The following is an 18486-nucleotide window of genomic DNA, read 5'->3' on the forward strand; positions in this document are numbered from 1 at the left end:
AAACACCACAATAGCCCGCGGCCAGAACGTCAGCATACAGGGTAGCGCCCGTAAACGATAACGCCGGCCGGCAGTGATATGTTTAACCTTAGCATCATCCGTTCCTAGGATCCCGCGCCCTGCCGATAGGCACGGCTTTTCACCTTTTCAGCCGCTGTTTTCCCGGCGATGAAAGCATGGTCGGAATTATAATACTCCCATTCACTGTAGCGCCCTGACAGCACGATATCGTGAAGCAATAGCCACTGACGCACCGTGGCAATATTCTGCTCACGGGCATGATCGTAAATCACGTAGGCATAAGGAATGTCAATTTGGTTAGCCGTGATAACAGTATCCTCCGCGCTAAACATCCCCACGGCAATACACTCGGCGATGCACCTGTCGATAAGCTGTTTTCCTTCTGCGGGGAGCGGTTTGAGCGGTGAATAGCTTATTTCGCAGGTCAATCCGCACCCGCCGGGAGGGTTGCATAAGGGACTGGCGTTGCCCTGGACGAAAATCCGATGAAAAACGGTATTGCCGGCAAAATAAATCCAATGTTTATCGGTCAAATTTGCGCGACCGATACCCAGGTTAACGCAGCGGACCGACACATGGCGTAACCCGGCCGCCGCCGCCCTGACGTCTACAGGAACCTCGTCTCCGATGATGCGTATCAATTCCGGCAGCGGCATGGTGCTGATCAACTGCTCATAACTGTATTGCCTGCCGTCGGCCAGGATGGCGATATGCTGGTGCGCCAGGATTTGCTTCACCTCGGCGCCGGTTTCAACCGTACCGCCGATATGCGGCAGGAAACCCGACATCAACGCCTGAAAGCCGCCACGCAGCGGATACCCGAAGCGGGCATTAGGTCCCATGGGCTTGGCTGTCGACCCCAGGGCGCCTTCAATGATTTGCGCCAGGTCAGGCAGCGGCACACGCCCGCCCAGCCAGGAGGTTTCCATATCCGCGAGCGGAACCGTCCATAATTTCTTATTGTAAGGAATGGCGAAATGCCTGGCGATGCCCGCACCCCAGGTCCGGTAGATAAACTGCTCAAAATCTTCTTTCCGTCCATGCCGGTCGGCGGCGCGGCCAAGAACAAAATCCGGTACCGCGCCATCGGCGCAGCAGTCCGTATGCGTGCCATGCTCCTCCACGCCATGGGTAACGCAGCGTTCTTTTAGCATCGGCGCGCCGCCGCCGGGCGGTTCATAACGCGCCGCTATCGCCCCAAGGATACATTCCTTTATGATAGCGGCCGGCAGTCCATGCAACGCGCCCTGAAAGGGATAACGGGTGTAAATACCGTCGGTGTAAATCCATGCCTCACGCTCTTGCCAATGGATATTATCGCCCAACAGCATGTCATACATGGCGAGGACATAGGGATCATTGGAAAACATGATATGCCCTGCATAATCAAAGGTGAAGCCGCGATCTTCGACGGAGCGGCACCATCCGCCTACCGTCTTGTTGCGTTCAAGCAGCAGGGCCCCCGAACCATAATGATATGCAGCGCTCAGCCCCGTCGGCCCCGCGCCGAGGATAAGACAGCGGACCGGCGATGCGCTTGCCGGGTGGGGCGGCGTCAGCCGTAAAGCCGGCGTTACCGGCAATCCTTGCTCCGCCTGCGCGACAGGCGTGTCCGCTGTAGGACGAGATGGCGAAACGGTCAGCTCATTTTCTATTAACTCATGCATCGCCTGCGCTGTTTTGTCCCAGGAGGTCGCATCAACAATGGCTTTCATTTGCTGCTGTTGCATTGCCCGGGATGCCGGCGGTATCGCCAGCGCGTCTTCACAAGCGCGAATAAAGCCTGCGTGATCCTGTCCGATAGCGACGACATGACCGTAAGGTTCCTCAACATCGGTAATGGCGCTGCTCACCACCGGCAATAACGCCGCCATATATTCAAGCATCTTGGTCGGGCTGATAAAACGCGTTGATGCGTTCAGGGCAAAAGGCATTAAGCAGACATCCCACCCGGCAAGAAACTGGGGCAATGCCTGATAAGGCTGCATACCAAAGTAATGAATATTAGGCCGCTGGGGAAGGAAAGCAGGATCTATTTTGACTACCGGCCCAACCATTATCAACTGCCATTGCGGATGCGCATCCGCCAGGGCCGCAAGCAAAGCCAGATCCATGCGTTCATCAATCACGCCGAAATACCCCAGCCGCGGATGGGGCAGTTGATCCTGGAGCGGATGATGATTTGTCCTGTCCCGGGCTTGTTCAAAATGAATGGTATCCACGCTGCTGGCAAAACAGTGCACATTAGGGTGTCGCCCCGCCTTGGCGGCATATAAACTGGGCCCGCCGGTAAAAACGATATCGGCACGCGCCAGCAAGGCGGATTCGCGTTGCATAAGTTGTCTGGGCGCTTTTTCAAATGCAGACAGCTCATCCATGCAATCATAAATAACCAGCGCAGGAGTAAAGACAGCCAGTAACGGCAACGCCATAGGCGTATAAAACCAGACGATGGGCATCTCGTTTTCTGGCATTAACTCAGCAAGAAGCTGTTGAATATAGGGAATCTGGCTATCATGGAAACCTGCGGCCTGTATAGGCGTATGCGGCTGGATAACAGTGATATTCGGCGCCGGGGTCGTTATATTCAGGCCTGGTTCCAGCAGAGAAAAAATAGGTTCTTCTATAAAAAAGATTCGATAATGTTGCGCCAGGCGCGTCATGAGATGCTGAGGGCGTTGAAAAACGAAATCCCACCGCAGATGGCTAAAAACGTATATATTTTTCATAATATAAGTATTTTCTCCGGCGCTTGCTAATACGCCTAATTGTCTTTGGAAAAGCGCCAGCATATGCTGGGCTCGCAGGAGAGCAGAGGCATAAACAGCATCCAGTATCCGAGCCAGCGGGTCCGGCCCCTCACGGTCGAGGTCCCATAATCCGCTATGGTGCCAGACGTTTTTATTTTCCCAGTCAGGTCGGTCGATAATGGGATAAAGACAAATGCCCAGCAGCTCGACTCCCGCTATTTGCGCCTGGGCGATATCGGCGGCAATCTGGCCTATCCAGGCTCCGCGTCCGCTGCCCACGTGACTGGTTTCCGCCAGGAGTAGGGGTCGTTTGTAGCGATGGTAGAGCTCTTGTAACATATCGTGCAGGGGACGGCGCCGCGGGTCGCCCAAATGCCAGAAGAGCCGTTGGTTATTTTCGCTTTCCCATTGGTTATCATGATAATAATTGGCTCCAATGATATCCAGATAGCGCGGCGCGCCGCCCAGTTCAGGCGCGCTAACGCCTGACAGCATGTCCCAGGATTCAAACTGGGCGGCTTGCCAATCAGCGGCCTGCCGCATCCCCTCAGGGCGGCTATCCGAAGCCACGGTAAAAATAATCGGGTCACAATGTAGAATCCGCGCCCGCGGATCCGCTGCCCAAATAGCATCACATGCGGCAAGACATGCCCGAACCAATTGGCGTTTACTTGATTTTCCTATCTCCACGCCGGGCGGCGCGGAACATGAAAATAACCCCACCGAAATTCCCCAACTGGTAAAAGAGATTTCATTTATCGGCGAATAGACGGGGGCATGGGAATAATAGGGCCGTAGAAACGCGGCCACGGCGCCGCATAAACGGGCGAAGCGGGAAACAAAGTCTGGCGAAAACACATCAATATCTTCCGGCCAACCGTAATGGCATATCGTCCAGCATAGTTGCATGCCTGATTTATTTGCCGCCGCCATCCGGACCGCCAGGGAGGAAAAATCATAACCCTCCTTACCTTCAACCAGGCGCCAGCCGACACTTTCTCGAACCGTTGTAATATTAAATGCTTTTAACGCGTTATAATCCTGCAGAACGCGTTCTATGTGCCCGGTTGCCTCGTTTAATGCAAGTATTTCACCCAACCGGTTGCGATGATCCGCAGCTTCAAATCCCGCCTGCCAAAAACTGCTGAAAATAGTCATGCCGCCGCCTCTAGATATTAAAACTTTATCTCTTTGTTAATCGGCCGTAAGAATTATGCGTTCTAACTAATATTCAGGCATGGGGCATGAAGACCCCGCTGACTTGCCGGATAACAAAATTCAAATAATTGATATTTTTTATTTAAAACAGAAATACAGACGCCGAATGCCTGTCGCTAACAAAGCATATCCATGAATAACGCGTCTCGCGGCAAAATGGCGGGAGAGACTTAAATAAAACTTACCTTTCTTTTACCATACTATAGAACATGGCGAAAATTTCGCTAACCCGTCATGTATTATTTTTTACAATTATTATCTAGCTATCTGTTTTTGATAAAAATTAAATATTACCGCTGCGCTTAAATACGTTTAACACCTTAGAATAGATAACTATTTATCTTAAGTGGCGTTAAACAGTACCAGGGTATTTTTCGCGACATTGCATTATAGATGCACCGCGGTGGATTATATTAATTTTTACAGCAGCTTATCGATGCCGTTAAGGATAAGGCATTATCCGCTGAATACCGCCATGATCAGCGTTTTCGCAGATCCCCCTGGCGATGATCCCAGTCGCCTGACGCTGCGCAGGCGCAAAGCGGTGGCCGGTTATTGCCTTAGTAACGCCAGTTACGCCACCGTGGAATCGTAAGCAGAACCTGCCATCCGGCCAGGGACAAGCCTGGGCTATCGCCCACATTTCTTTTGCCCGTTTCCAGCCGCGGTTCTGACTGCCGGTATGCCCGCCTGGACAAGGCCTTTTCAGCGTAGCGGCCATGCCGCCGACCCGGGATGGGCTTTGCAATATTCCAATAGTCCGAAAGCTGGCCTGCGATTATGTCTATTAGCAAAACTTAACTACGCTTATTCTTGTCGATAATTAAAGGAGGGAAAGTTATGTCTGAGATCACAAAAACCAATAATGACACCATCGGTGATGTTGCCGACAAGGCAAAGAACAAAGCAGAACAATTCGCTGGGGCTGCCCAGAAAAAATTCGGCGAGGCCGTAGATTCCCCCGAACAAGAAGCTAAAGGCGCCGCCAGGCAGGCCACGGCGAAAGTCTCCGAAGCATTAAACGATGCGGCTGCCGGTGTTAGGGAACATGTCCGTGAAAACCCGCTGGTGGGACTTGCCGCCATCGGCACCATCGGACTGCTGCTCGGCTTTATCCTGGGCCGCAGCAAATAAGATCATGGGGCGTGTCCAGCGCCCCTTTCTTCCCTGTATTCACCCACACTGCCCATGACGATCGTTACCGGGCCCGTTCCGCGCAGCCTTGGTAATCATTACCACTGTTTCTCCGCCGGCGATGCCGAGCCCCCACCCTGTCGCGTCGATGCGTTGGTGCGCGGACATCCCTGAAAATGCCATTCACGGCGCCGGTAGTCTATTCGTCAAGGAACCAATAACCCTGATTAACCAGCCCGGTTAACGCCGTGACGAAAGCCGGGTTGTCCAGCGCCTTGCCCAGCGCGTCCTTACCAATCAGGGTGTGGCGGCACAGGGCGTCGGCGCCTGCGGGATCGGCCGTTTCCAGCCGTTCGCTGTTGACGAAAAAGCTCTCGCCGACCTGCAGGACCCGCAAGCCGCCCAAGCGCGTCAGAACCTTGCCCGCCATCAGGGCGCCGACAATCTCATCTTCCTTGTAGAGCGGCTGTGCGGGCGCGATATCCAGCTCGTGGCGCGGGGTCGTCGCGAAGCGGCCAAACCACTGGGCAAAATCTTCCGGCTGATTCATCATCTCGATCATCATCGCGCGCAGACGGTCCAATTCAGCATTTTCGACACGGCCCGGATGTTCCCGGCACGTTAAATCAGGATCGCTGTAGTGCTCGCCGCCCAGATCGTTTTCCAGCGCATAGTCGGCGAAGCTGCTGATTAAATCCCTGCCGTTTGGTCCGCGAAAGCCTACGGAATAGTTAAGGGCGGTTTCGTGAGTGAAACCGTCGTGCGGAAAACCGGGCGGAATGTATAAAATATCGCCGGGCGCAAGGTCTTCATCAATGATGGGCATAAACGGCTCGACGTGCAGCAGCGCCGGATGCGGGCAAAACTGCTTCAGGGGCAGTTTAGCGCCGACACGCCAGCGGCGGCGGCCCATCCCCTGGATGATAAAGACATCGTACTGATCGATATGCGGTCCGACGCCGCCGCCCGGCACGGAAAAAGAAATCATCAGGTCGTCTAAACGCCAGTCCGGCAGCACGCGAAACGGACGCACCAGCTCGGCAGACGGGGCATGCCAGTGGTTAACGGCTTGGGCCAAAAGCGACCAACCGGTTTCTCCCAGATTATCAAAATGCTCGAACGGCCCATTGCTGGCCTGCCACTGGCCATTTGCATGGCTGACCAGCCGGCTGTCAACCTCTGCCTCCATCGCCAGGCCGGCCAATTCGTCCGGCGTAATGGGATCGACAAAATCCGGGAAGGCGTTTTTTAATATAACGGGTTGTTTTTGCCAATATTTCTCTAAAAACTCGGGCCAATTGAGATTAAGTTGATAAGCCATGCTTGCACGCCAATAAGAAAACAAACGGGCCTGATTATAAAGGGCCGCACGCGGGTGCCGCCTTGTCATGGGTCAACCTGGGCGTTCAGCAAAGCAAAATAACCGCCGCCGTCAAAAGATGTCCTGCGCGTTTTCCCACGCTAGTAATGCGTGACGCCATCTGGAGTAATTGACTGATATTTTACCATTTTTATTCAAGACATCAGTGAGGTAAAGCTGAACGACTGACGCTTGCAGGCCCGGAGGAGGATGCCGGGCCTGCGACAATAGGTGCAGTGATTGAGAACCCCGTTGATAAGCGCGCTATGGTACAGCCTCATCGTCCCTGATAGCGCCGGGGTCCCAGGCAATAATGATTAAGACTGAGCGCCGGTTTATCCGCGCCCGACAAAGGGCATATTGCTGGCCATTACCGTCATAGTGAGAATATTTGCTGATAAAGGTAACGCCGCCATGTGCCGCACCGCGTCAGCAATATATTTAACGTCGACCATCGGTTCCGCCGCCGTGCGTCCATCCGCTTGCAAAACGCCTCTGGTCATCCGTTCCGACAACGTGGTCAACGCGTTGCCGATATCAATCTGGCCGCAAACGATATTAAACGCGCGCCCGTCCAGAGCAATGCTTTTCGTCAAACCCGAGACGGCATGTTTACTGGCAGTATAGGGCGCGGTGAAGGGCCGGGGAGTATGTGCGGAGATCGAACCGTTGTTGATGATACGTCCGCCCTGGGGCGTTTGCTTCCTCATTAAACCGAAGGCCGCGCGGGCGCAAAGAAATACACCGGTGACATTGGTATTGATGGCATTGAGCCATTTGTCCAAGGGCAATTCATCCATTGGAACGGCGGGCGCATTGACGCCCGCGTTATTAAACAACACATCAAGGCGGCCATACCGTGTCGCGATTTGGGCAAATAACGCTTCCACGCTTTCAGGGTCGCGAACATCTGCGGTTATGGCAATCGCCTGCTGTCCCGCCGCCTTTGCCGCATCCTGGACTTCAAGCAGGGGCTCAATGCGCCGCCCGGTGAGAACAACGGTAAATCCGTCCTGGAGCAATCCCAAAGCAACGGCTCGGCCTATACCGCTACCGGCGCCCGTGACGAGCGCTATCCTGGCGTTTTCTACTTGCTGTATTGACTCGGACATACCTATCTCCTGTAAATTGTATTACCTGAATTATACCAACATGCTCAAGTGGATTTTGAAAACCGCTTTTAGTATGGATGTATCATTACCGCTACGGCCTCGGGTCCGATGGATATCATCAGGAAAAAAAATACCAAACTCCCCCGGCCCCATGGTTAAAACATCTTGCCGAGTGTTGAGGTCGTAATAAATCATATCGCTACCTGGCGTTTTGTCTTCTGTTATCTTTACGCCATCATCCACGCGAGAAAAGCCAATCTTTTCCTCCCCAGACAACAAATACTGAAAGTCAACATATTCCACATGGGATTCCGGTTTACATTCACTCAGGTCAATGGTGTCGTACGATTGCATAAAAAAGAAGAGCTTATCAGGAATTATGATGTGTTTACCCACCATAAGACCGGCTAAATCATTGTTGCGTATATAATCTATTATTGTATTGAACACCGGATGAAATGCGCTTTGTTCTTTATTCCAGTCGGCCAGTTTACTGAATATCATTGCGTATCCCTTCAGAATGAATCATGACGTCGTCATCAACCGGCAGTAAGCATAAACAATCCGCAAGACATAACAGATGTTATTACACCCACAACCCTCGTTTGTGCCATGGCGTTAAACCACCGCAAAACAAATGCAACATTACATTTACACTAAGACGTTTTTTGCCGCGGCATCCCATATAAATCGCACCTAAAACGGAAGATCGTCAGAAACAAGCTCCGCAGGAGATTATTCCCTCTGCCGGGTATTTACCGTGCACTTTTTTTTGCCAATGTTACTGCGATAATGCTGAAGTATATTAAGTATAAATCAAATTGCTGGCCCAACGGTTATGCAAATGCACATTTTTAAAAATTGATCAGCGCGACAATCTAGGCAATTGACCGCTTATCAGTGACCGATATCACGAAAACAAACCCATTGCGACTCTCTATTACACTCTGAGCGAAACAGCCCGCCGCGGGTTGACTGTTAAAATCCGTAAACCTCGCGCAGGTACCCTCATTGGCCCCGTGCAGCCTTTATCATCGCGCTTGAGCAAGCGCATCGGCACTATTCCTTGTTAACCAGGGTAACGCGATACGGTTATAACAAAATGAGACGGTAAACACATGGACACAAGTAAACCATAAATCAATTAACATTTATATGTGATGACTATCATATAATTGATATAAATTTTCAAAATATCATTTATTTTAAAAATGATGCGACATATTACGCATATTTTTCCAATATAACGTAAATTCAAATTTATTGTTCAAATTTGGGATTTGCATCAAATTATCTTGGCTTATGTACCAATTTTATAATTTATCTTTGAGCTTTTGCCCAATGCTGTTGTTTACATATCTTTGCATAGTGACTGCAATTAAATAATGAAAAGATAATATGGATGCTGATCGATTATAAACAACGGCTGTTTCTGGTATCAAAATGTCGATGTTACCCATCCGTATGTTAATTGCTTGGGGTGTTATTAGTCACATTGCCTGCAAATGTTAATTTATATCATCATGGGATTAGGATAATTCGCTGCGCCGGATTAGCCGTCACGTTATGTCGCTTTAAACTTTAAACGGGATATGTCATGGACACTAAAAAAATAGAAGTAATGGTTATTTCGCCTCTTCCCCCGGTTATGCTGGACGAACTGGCAGAGACATTTACCATACATAATTATTGGTTGACGGAAGACAAAGAAGAATTATTAAGCCAAACCGCCACGCGGATACGCGGGGTGGTGACCCGATCCCATCTTGGAATAAATAGAAGAATTATCAATGCCTTGCCTCAGCTGGAGATGGTGTCGATTTTTGGCGTTGGCCTGGATGCCGTCGATCTGGATGCGGCGCGTGCGCGTAACTTGGTGGTGACGAATACACCGAAGGTACTCAGTGAATGTGTGGCGGATACCGGTTTGGCGCTGATGTTAAGCGTCTCTCGCCGTATTTGCGAGGCCGATCGGTTTTCCCGTTCTAAAGCCTGGTTGAATGGACAATTCCCTTCCGCCTCGCGGATGCACGGCAAAATATGCGGTATTGCCGGCCTGGGCAATGTCGGGCAGGCGGTAGCGACCAGGGCGCAGGGTTTTGGCATGCCAATACATTTTTATGACCCCTATTCCAAAGAACAAAACTTTAAACGTTTCGATACCCTGGTGGCGCTGGCGGAATCCTGTGATTTTTTAGTATTGACCCTACCGGGTGGTGCTGAAACTTTCCATGCGATAAACAAAGAGGTATTACAAGCCTTGGGTAAATCCGGGATCTTGGTAAATATCGCCCGCGGCACTGTTGTCGACACTGCGGCATTGATCGAGGCATTAAATAATAAGGACATCTTGGGTGCGGGGCTAGACGTATTTGAAGACGAGCCCGTTATCCCGCGTGAGCTGTTCCAATTTGACAACGTTGTCCTTACCCCCCACCTGGCAAGCAACACCGTTGAGACCCGTACTGATATGGCAAACTTAGCGGTGCGTAATATCAGAAGCTATTTCGAAGAAGGGCAGGCTATTACGCCGGTAAAATAATTCATCTCCATGGTGACTGTTATTTTCGCCTAAAGCTTCTCATGTCTATTTGCTTTTATATTATTCATTTTTTATGAAGGGATATTTTTGCACATAGATATACTTACAAGGAACTCTCTATGAGCGCTGTCATGCTTGAAAAAATGCCTGACCATTCTGCCCTTAAGAAAAAATGGGCCAGGATCGGCATTTGCGTTTTGTTTGGCGCCATCATTTGGAATATTCCCATCCCAATTGGGTTTACGCCTCAAAATTGGCATTTATTTGCAATATTTTTTTCCACCGCTTTCGGTTTTATGCTGCAGCCCCTGACGTTGGGGGTTATTACCATTGCATCCCTGGTCGTCGCGGCGATGTTTGGCGTTTTGGATGTCAAAGGGGTGCTGGTCGGCTACAGTGCCGATGTGGTGTGGCTTATCGTCGCTGCGTTTCTCTTTTCACGCGGCTTGATTAAAACCGGCCTGGGCAACCGGATTGCTTATGCCTTGTTGCAGCGCTTTGGCAGCAGTTCCCTGAAGCTTGGCTATACCCTGGCTTTCAGCGATGTCCTGATAAGCTTTTGTGTTCCCTCGGCGACCGCGCGCTGTGGGGGCATCATGTTTCCCATTGTCCGAAGCGTAGCGGAGGTCAGCGGCTCTAAACCCGGCAGCTCCGCCAGGAAACTGGGGGCGTACCTCGTGCAGACGGTGGTACAAGTCGACAGCGTTGCCGCCTGCCTGACCCTAACGGGGCAAGCCGGCAATCTGTTAATGGTGGCGTTTGCTTCCAAAATCGCGGGCATAGAAATTTCCTGGAGCATATGGGCAATGGCGGCGTTTGTGCCGGCGCTGTTTTGTCTGTTGATCATGCCGTATTTGCTGCACAAGATTTACCCACCTGAATCGAACCAGACTCCGGAAACCAAACAGATTGCCAAATCGTCGCTTCAGGCCATGGGCAAAATGTCTTTTAAAGAAATTTTACTTTGCGTAATCCTGGTATTGACCATTATCGGTTGGGGCACCAGCGGAATGACTAAAATCTCCGCGACCGTTATTGCCCTGGCCGGCGTCTGTCTTATGTTGCTGGCGGAAGTCATCGACTGGAAGGACGTGATTAATGAAAGTGGCGCTTGGGACACGCTGGTGTGGTTGGGCGGTATGTACGGCTTGGCGGAAAATTTATCAAAATCAGGTTTCTTTAAGGTATTTGCGGATTGGGTACAGGTCAGCTTATCGGGTATGCCGGTTCTGCCCGTATTGATCATACTGGTCAGCATCTATGTTTTTTCTGCGTATTTCTTTGCGGGGGGGATCCCGCATATTCTCGTCATGTATCCAGCATTTATAACCGTAGGCATTGCTGTGGGCGCACCGCCGATGCTGGTATGCTTATTATTAGCCTTTTGCTCTTCTTTATATCAGGCCATTACGCATTATTCGTCTGGCCCGGCGGCAATATTTTTTGCTGGAGGATATATAGGACAAAGGGAGTGGTGGAAGTTAGGTTTTATCGTGACCTTATTTAATGTGTTGGTATGGTCAATACTGGGCGCTTTCTGGTGGAAGATCATCGGACTTTGGTAACATGGCAATATTGAGCATCAGGCCCAGCCGTCATGCTGGGCTTTTTTTATCGGTAATTATCCACGGAGTTGCATGAGGCAGGGTTCTGAATCCCGCTGCCTCACCTTGACTTTTTTACGCGGGTTAGAAACTTTGCCAGCCTTCTTCCATCTCCGCTGTCTTTTTCTTCGTTGTCAGTCCATAAGGTGACGATTTCGCCACTCCTTCCGGGCTTAGCGCGGAGGGGGATTTTCCCGTTGACGGTGATTCGATAACAAACGTGGCTACCAGCTGATTGAGGACGGTGGCCTGCTCCATTAGCGAGTGCGAGGCGGCCGAGGCTTCCTGTACGAGTGCCGCATTCTGCTGCGTCACGTCGTCCATCTGGTTAACCGCCTGGTGGACCTGGCCAATACCCAGCATCTGCTCTTTAGCGGCGGCCGCGATTTCATTCACCAGGTCTGCGACCTGACTGATTGCGTCCTTCATACCGGCCATATTCTGCCCGACTTCTTCCGCCTGACCCGCCCCTTTCTCCACGAAACTCATGGAAGACTCAATCAGCACTTTGATCTCACGGGCTGAAGACGATGAGCGCTGTGCCAGACTACGGACTTCACCGGCAACGACTGCAAATCCGCGCCCCTGCTCCCCGGCCCGCGCCGCTTCAACTGCGGCATTCAGCGCCAGAATATTGGTCTGGAAAGCAATACCTTCAATAAGCGAGATGATATCGGTAATTTTTGCAGAACTGCTCCTGATATCGGACATTGTGCCCAGCATGGTGCTGACCTTAGCTGTGCTGTCTTCCGAGAGCCGGCGGGCATTCTGTGAAAGCTGGCTTGCCATACCGGTATTTTCGGCAGTCTGCCGTACCGTTTCACTCAACTCTGACATGCTGGCCGCCGTCTGCTCCAGGGAGGCAGCCTGCTCTTCGGTGCGGGACGAAAGGTTCTCGTTGCCTGCCGATATCTGCGTCGAGGCCGTAGTGACGGATTGGGAGGACGCGCTCACGGACAACAGCGAGGCGGCAACATTTTCCACCAGGGCATTGAATGCTTTTGCCGTCAGGCCAATTTCGTCTTTACGTGAATCATCCGCCCGCAGGGTCAGGTCCAAGCGGGAACTGGCATTCTCCATGGTGGAACGCATGGCGTTAAGGTTTCTGCGGATACCGGTTATCGTCTTCACACTGAATAAGCCGAGGATAAGGATCACCAGCGCCGACCCGCCAATCATGCCCCGTAACGTCAACTGATAAATATGGATATTCTGATTGTTAAGCGCTTCACCGACGTCTACGTTCAACTGCAACTGCTTCATGTAGCCGGCGATGAGGCCGCGGGTGGCTTCACCCACACCAGCGTCGCCCTGGAGCTCACCGAGGGAGACCGCGTTATTCTGTTCACGGGAGCCTTTCAGGAAGGCGGGCAGTTTGTTCTGGATATCTTGTATGCTGGCCAGGCCTGCCTCCGTCATCTGCCGGTCGCTGTCGTTGGAAATATCGTGATCCAGATAGAATTGATTGAGAGATTTCAGATTACTTACCAGCTCGCTGAGTTTTTTCTCAACTTTGGCTTGTCTGGCCGGGTCGGTTACGCTCTGATGCCGGTACATCCAGATAATCAGCTGGTTGCCGCCATCCACCATTTTGCTTAAGTCGATAATGGAAGGAACAGTATTGCTCTGGACATACTGAAAACGTGCCTGAAATCCTGTTACTACCAGAACGGCCACAATCACCAGGGCAATAAGTGAGGCTGACAGCAGAGAAAAGACCAGGAACAGACGCTGTGTAATTGTCATATTTATTTTCACCTGAGATGTGCCGGATAGAAGGGCTGCATGTCGTAAACCATTCAGCAGCCCTTAACTATCGGCGTCAGACAGAAAATAGTTAATTAAACTTGCCATTATCCCGAGATTGACCCAAGACCGATTTTTTCTCCCGTTAAAAGCAGAATTCCGGCAGGCTAAACCCTCCCCGAAGAAGAGGTAATGATTGTAGACGGGCACAGACATTCTAATCAATCCAGCCAGATACGGCCCCTGGACTGTCAGCGTCATAGATAGCATTGAGCGTAGGCTTTGACATTTGACATTGCCCGCATAAAAAAGCCCACCAGATGGCGGGCGAAAACGAAATGGGGCAATTAAATAATGACAGGGTGAGAATAGGTGAGGAAGGTGACGGCTGGATGACAGGCATGAAATAGCCCGCGCGAGGGCCGGTTTCAGCCTGCTTCAGGGCAAAAGCAATGTGCTCTTCGGTACAGCGGATCTTTTTCATGTCTGGATTGTTTTTTTTAAAGAAAAGGGGGACAGAAAATTCCCGTTTAGCCTGGTCCTGATTACTGCGGGGAAGATCAGTCTGGTAGATAATGGGAGATAAGAAACGGGCTACACTGCGTAGTATACGGGCTGTTAATTTATTTCGGTAGACTTGGGAAGAGTTTGAAGGGATAATAGGAACAAAATCTATCAATTATATTATTGATTATTAACACAAATAACCTGTTGCGTCTTTGGTCATACCCCCAAAAATACCCCCAATAGATTTTTTGTGTTCGTAATGTGAGATTATTACTTACCGGGAGTTCCTTTTGAACATGCCGCACAATAGCGGATGCTGTCTAGCAGTGGCGTGCCCACCAGAAGCATGAGCCTAACGCTGCTTGAGTGAAGATTGATATTGCTACCATCCGCATTGTCTTAGTGGAGGTAAGAGCAATAGCTGCAGGTGAGTTACTGTTTTATTGCATGAGCATGGTATTATAAAACCACAAGAAAAAAACAAGATTGAGGGGCCTGATGAACGCAGGAGAGATTGGAACTGAAGCCGGGCGTATTTTTGAATACAACTTACCAAGCCATTGGATTTTCCGAAGTCAAGAGGATCAAAATGATTTTGGTATTGATGGAGAAATTGAACTCAAAGATGGTAGTGGCAAAGCTCTTGGGAAAGAGAGTGTTTTCAAAGTTCAGATTAAGGGTGAAGAGAACTCAACCTTTATTCATGATAATAGCTTATTATCATTTACACTGAAAACAGAGCGTTTGAGATATTACTTTGAATTCAAAGTGCCTGTTATTTTAGTTGTAGTAGAAATTACATCAGAGAAAATATTTTGGCTCCCCATAACAAACAATAAGACGTTGAGAGAAAAGGCATCAAAATCTAATCAAAATGATACAGTTCAAGTTCATATCCCAATTGAAAATACACTGGTCAGAAAAGGCATAGCATCAGCAAATAAAATATTAGACGCTGCCATAGATTGTTGGGATTACTTGAACATTAAGGGGCTTAAAGATTCTGTTGTCAGATATCCAATCATTAGTCCTTCAACTCTCGATAAGAAAATTGAAGATATAGGTGAAGCATTATATAAAGCGTATCACCAGCAGCTGGATAATCTTTTATCTGAAAGAAAATATGATGCTGTTTTTGAACGCTCTAACGAAATAAGTCATTCACCAATAGTTCCAGCAAAAGATAGATTTATCGCAGTTTTATATTACTTACAAGCATTCCAAGTCTCTCCTTATACTAATATTAAAAGAGAAGTTTACAGAGAAAATTTTTATATTTGCCAGCATTTAATACTATTAGCCAGAGAGCAAAGAAGCCGGACTCACAGATTAATTGCTTTAGGTAAATCACGGAGAGCAAAATTTAAGGCTCAGCTGGATCAACTCCATGCGACCCATCATTCAGTCAATCACTTTGAAGAAAAATCTTTGGAGCGTTATATTTTCAATGATCAAACTCAAATAATGTATAGAGATTGCTGCATATCCCTACAAAAGATCATTGAGTTATGTAATCGAATGACAAGAAACGAGCAGTATCACATACTTGCAGATTTTTTTGTTGATATCTATGCGTCGATTTTAATATTCAAAGGAATCCATGAAGCACGAGGCTCGAAGGAAACAATTGATTTTCTAGATGATTGGAATGAAAGAATGTCATTATTAGTAATGACATATTGTATAATTTCAAAAGATATTAAAAAAATTGAAAAACTATACTTACTTACTGCCACATTGCTTAAACAAAATCCTAAAGCGACCCAACCTCATAGAGAGATGATTCTTTCAACATTTCCTGATTTTGATAAAGCTTTGTCAGAAATAGAAAATCATGTTATCAGTCTTGACAATCAAAAAAATTTTTATGATCTTACAACGGAAGAGCAAAAAGAATACTTCTTAAGCATGGCCAAAAATCTAGGAATGGATCCGGATGACCCACAAGGAGAACATCATGAATTCCTTAAAATTGGATTTGCCAATTATGACCCCACAAATATAATGAAAAATTGTGAGCATTTATTTGTTCATTATCGTCCCGGAGGAATATTTGCCCAATCATTGAGAATGCACTCTCTAGGTGGCATGCATCTTTTGATCTGCTTAAAGCACAGACATGCACAAGGAACCGGAAATTTATTAAGTCAATTATATGATAGTACTGGCAGCTATGATTTCGGTAATAGCTTCAAACAATCAAATTGTGATAAATGCACGGATTGTAAACCCAGAGAGGATAGCTGGTCATGGAGTCTCAAATGGTATTCAAAAGAAGTCGAACGTCATAAAGATCTTCTTAAGAAGTATAGATTTTAATTACCTACCGTTGTTTAGATTTCAGATTAAGTGGCTGTCTGATATAGGCCACTTAAAATGCATCTGCCTCCTCTAATACTCATAAAAATTGACCTCCCCCCATATCCTGATCATGGCTAAATTATAGGATTTGCCGTTTTTGGTGACTTCGGATAAATTCCGCCGGAGTCAGATCATTTAATGAAGAATGTGTCCTGTCATGGTTATATTCCTCCCGCCAGCGATCAAGCTTTTCCTGCACATCTTCCATCGACAGGAACCAGTGGATATTTAGGCATTCATCCCTCAGGCTGCCATTAAACGATTCGATAAACGGGTTATCCGTCGGCGTGCCGGGGCGTGAGAACTCCATGGTGACCTTATTTTCGTACGCCCATCTATCCAGCACTTTTGAGATAAATTCGCTGCCGTTGTCGGCCTGGATCCTTAACGGCACACGATTGTGCATCAACCTCAGATGCTCCAGTACCGCCACCACATCCTCGCCCCTGAGCGACTGGCCGGCATGGATCGCCAGGCATTCCCGACTAAAATTATCGACCACAGTTAACGCCCGAAACCGGCGCCCATTAAACAGATTATCAGCAACGAAATCCATGCTCCAGCATTGATCCGGATTTGACAGTAGCGGCCTCTCACGCCGGTGGGCCGCCGTCACATGGCGCCGGGGCCGTTTGCACCGCAAATTTAACCCCTCCTGGCAGTATATGCGGTGCGTTTTTTTGTGGTTCACTCGCCAGCCTTCACGCCTGAGCTGTACATGTATTCGCTCGCAGCCATAACGGATCCGGGTTTCAGCAATCTCCCTGATCCGCATGGTCAGCACCCGGTCATCACGGCAAGAACGGTAGTGATAAACCGAGCGGCTCATGGGGATCGTCTGGCAGGCGCGACGAATGCCTACCCGGTAAGCGTCAAGCAAAAAATGGACAATTTCACGCTTACGGGCAGGCTTTAAAACTTTCGTTTTAGCACATCCTGCAGCATCTCTTTGTCCAGGCTCAGATCCGCCACCAAGCGTTTTAGCCGCTGATTTTCATCTTCCAGCTGGCGCAAGCGCCGCAGTTCAGCCACGCCCATGCCGCCAAATTTTTTCTTCCAGTTGAAAAAGGTCGCTTCAGAAATGCCCATCTTGCGACACACTTCCGCCACGCGGGTGCCGCCTTCCGCCTGTTTCAAGGCAAACGCTATCTGTTCCTCGGTAAACTTGATTTTTTCATGCCCGGATCCCCCCTTTTAGTATGAGAAGTGTGGCAGAAAACTCCAGTTTAGCCTGGTCCTGTTTATTGGGAAGAGATCACCACAATTTTGCCACACCTATAACGCGCAAAACTGCACAATAGTGTTTAATAAAGCAAAACATCGTAATGGTAACTTAATGATTTTATGGAGAAAGATGGTGCCGATAATAGGAGTCGAACCTACGACCTTCGCATTACGAATGCGCTGCTCTACCAACTGAGCTATATCGGCATGATGAAGCTGTGTCATGCGGGATGAATCTCGGTGGGACACGTTATGCAAAAGTGGTCAAAGAGTCAATAGGCGGGCGCGCGTATGCCGATAAAAACAGCAAATAGCCGTTTAAGATCAACCCGCGCCTATATTATCGCCACTTATCCTGCCATACCGCGCCGCGTCATCGCTGACAGGATGCTCTATAGTAAGTACTAACTATTATTTTCCCATAAGTCTGATGGACTCTGTCAGCGCTGCCCGGAGGAATCAATGCAACTGCAAGGCATCCATCATGCCGCACTGGCGGTGAGCGATATGGATCTTATGCTGGCATATTATCGCGACGCGCTCGGCATGCGGCCTCACCCCATTAAACGTAACTGGCTTAACGCCGGCCGGGGCTTTTGCCTGCACCTGATGCCGTCGAACGGCACGCTGGCGCCACGCGATCCGTCTCGGCATATCGCCTTCCAGGTGGGTGACCTTAACCGCTGCGCCGGCTTTCTGCTTGCACAAGGACTCCAGCCATACCAGATGTCCGTCACCATGGAAGTGTGTTTGATAACCGACGGCACCGGCCCGCTGGATAACGGTATCGGCACGCTTTTCCTGGATGATCCGGAGGGCAATACCCTGGAGTTTATAGAACGGGGCCGGGGAATATTCAGCAAGTATGATGATGGGTTGGAATAAAAGAACGGCCGCGATGGCGTTG

At 49.3% G+C, this 18486-nt stretch carries 11 protein-coding genes and 1 tRNA gene; 5 read left to right on the forward strand and 7 right to left on the reverse strand.

Annotated features, from left to right (window positions below; genetic code table 11):
- Window positions 1-104: 104 nt before the first annotated feature.
- Window positions 105-3929 (reverse strand): NAD(P)-binding protein, encoded by a 3825-nt coding sequence (locus ABUK12_RS10830; protein ID WP_410016269.1) that lies wholly within the window; start codon window positions 3927-3929, stop codon window positions 105-107.
- A 900-nt stretch (window positions 3930-4829) separates the two neighbouring features.
- On the opposite strand from ABUK12_RS10830, the gene ABUK12_RS10835 reads away from it, so the two are divergent.
- Window positions 4830-5123, forward strand: coding sequence for a CsbD family protein (locus ABUK12_RS10835; protein WP_410016270.1), 294 nt, complete (start codon window positions 4830-4832; stop codon window positions 5121-5123).
- Between the two features lie 199 nt (window positions 5124-5322).
- On the opposite strand, the gene ABUK12_RS10840 is transcribed toward ABUK12_RS10835, so the two are convergent.
- The 3 genes from ABUK12_RS10840 to ABUK12_RS10850 all read right to left on the reverse strand — a co-directional run bounded on the left by ABUK12_RS10840 (window position 5323) and on the right by ABUK12_RS10850 (window position 8099).
- A complete protein-coding gene (locus ABUK12_RS10840) occupies window positions 5323-6444 on the reverse strand; it encodes a JmjC domain-containing protein (protein WP_410016271.1) in 1122 nt (373 codons plus the stop codon).
- Between the two features lie 374 nt (window positions 6445-6818).
- Window positions 6819-7595, reverse strand: a complete 777-nt coding sequence (locus ABUK12_RS10845) for an SDR family oxidoreductase (RefSeq protein WP_410016272.1) — start codon at window positions 7593-7595, stop codon at window positions 6819-6821.
- A gap of 30 nt (window positions 7596-7625) precedes the next feature.
- Complete coding sequence (locus ABUK12_RS10850; protein ID WP_410016273.1) at window positions 7626-8099, reverse strand: YhcH/YjgK/YiaL family protein; 474 nt, start codon at window positions 8097-8099, stop codon at window positions 7626-7628.
- A gap of 1093 nt (window positions 8100-9192) precedes the next feature.
- Here ABUK12_RS10850 and ABUK12_RS10855 point away from each other — a divergent pair.
- Both ABUK12_RS10855 and ABUK12_RS10860 read left to right on the forward strand, forming a co-directional pair.
- On the forward strand, window positions 9193-10137 hold the full coding sequence (locus ABUK12_RS10855; RefSeq protein ID WP_410016274.1) for a 2-hydroxyacid dehydrogenase: 945 nt from the start codon (window positions 9193-9195) through the stop codon (window positions 10135-10137).
- A gap of 119 nt (window positions 10138-10256) precedes the next feature.
- Window positions 10257-11702: a DASS family sodium-coupled anion symporter gene (locus ABUK12_RS10860; RefSeq protein ID WP_410016275.1), complete on the forward strand. Its 1446-nt coding sequence runs from the start codon at window positions 10257-10259 to the stop codon at window positions 11700-11702.
- A 123-nt stretch (window positions 11703-11825) separates the two neighbouring features.
- Here the strand turns inward: ABUK12_RS10860 and ABUK12_RS10865 are convergent, their stop codons facing one another.
- Window positions 11826-13487, reverse strand: coding sequence for a methyl-accepting chemotaxis protein (locus ABUK12_RS10865; RefSeq protein WP_410016276.1), 1662 nt, complete (start codon window positions 13485-13487; stop codon window positions 11826-11828).
- A 1005-nt stretch (window positions 13488-14492) separates the two neighbouring features.
- On the opposite strand from ABUK12_RS10865, the gene ABUK12_RS10870 reads away from it, so the two are divergent.
- Window positions 14493-16313, forward strand: a complete 1821-nt coding sequence (locus ABUK12_RS10870) for a DUF4365 domain-containing protein (protein ID WP_410016277.1) — start codon at window positions 14493-14495, stop codon at window positions 16311-16313.
- Between the two features lie 121 nt (window positions 16314-16434).
- On the opposite strand, the gene ABUK12_RS10875 is transcribed toward ABUK12_RS10870, so the two are convergent.
- A protein-coding gene (locus ABUK12_RS10875; RefSeq protein WP_410016610.1) for an IS3 family transposase occupies window positions 16435-17525 on the reverse strand; the annotation gives its coding sequence in 2 pieces (ribosomal slippage) (window positions 16435-17282 and window positions 17282-17525; 1092 coding nt in all).
- Between the two features lie 185 nt (window positions 17526-17710).
- Window positions 17711-17786, reverse strand: a tRNA-Thr gene (locus ABUK12_RS10880).
- 255 nt (window positions 17787-18041) lie between these two features.
- On the opposite strand from ABUK12_RS10880, the gene ABUK12_RS10885 reads away from it, so the two are divergent.
- On the forward strand, window positions 18042-18464 hold the full coding sequence (locus tag ABUK12_RS10885) for a VOC family protein (RefSeq protein ID WP_410016278.1): 423 nt from the start codon (window positions 18042-18044) through the stop codon (window positions 18462-18464).
- Window positions 18465-18486 lie beyond the last annotated feature (22 nt).

It is taken from the genome of Sodalis sp. C49 (assembly GCF_046352915.1).
Lineage (GTDB): Bacteria > Pseudomonadota > Gammaproteobacteria > Enterobacterales > Enterobacteriaceae > Acerihabitans.

Coding starts and splice junctions, on each gene's coding strand:
- ABUK12_RS10835 (WP_410016270.1), top strand. CDS start 4,830: ATGTCTGAGATCACAAAAACCAATAATGACACCATCGGTGATGTTGCC.
- ABUK12_RS10845 (WP_410016272.1), bottom strand. CDS start 7,595: ATGTCCGAGTCAATACAGCAAGTAGAAAACGCCAGGATAGCGCTCGTC.
- ABUK12_RS10885 (WP_410016278.1), top strand. CDS start 18,042: ATGCAACTGCAAGGCATCCATCATGCCGCACTGGCGGTGAGCGATATG.
- ABUK12_RS10860 (WP_410016275.1), top strand. CDS start 10,257: ATGAGCGCTGTCATGCTTGAAAAAATGCCTGACCATTCTGCCCTTAAG.
- ABUK12_RS10850 (WP_410016273.1), bottom strand. CDS start 8,099: ATGATATTCAGTAAACTGGCCGACTGGAATAAAGAACAAAGCGCATTT.
- ABUK12_RS10865 (WP_410016276.1), bottom strand. CDS start 13,487: ATGACAATTACACAGCGTCTGTTCCTGGTCTTTTCTCTGCTGTCAGCC.
- ABUK12_RS10840 (WP_410016271.1), bottom strand. CDS start 6,444: ATGGCTTATCAACTTAATCTCAATTGGCCCGAGTTTTTAGAGAAATAT.
- ABUK12_RS10855 (WP_410016274.1), top strand. CDS start 9,193: ATGGACACTAAAAAAATAGAAGTAATGGTTATTTCGCCTCTTCCCCCG.
- ABUK12_RS10830 (WP_410016269.1), bottom strand. CDS start 3,929: ATGACTATTTTCAGCAGTTTTTGGCAGGCGGGATTTGAAGCTGCGGAT.
- ABUK12_RS10870 (WP_410016277.1), top strand. CDS start 14,493: ATGAACGCAGGAGAGATTGGAACTGAAGCCGGGCGTATTTTTGAATAC.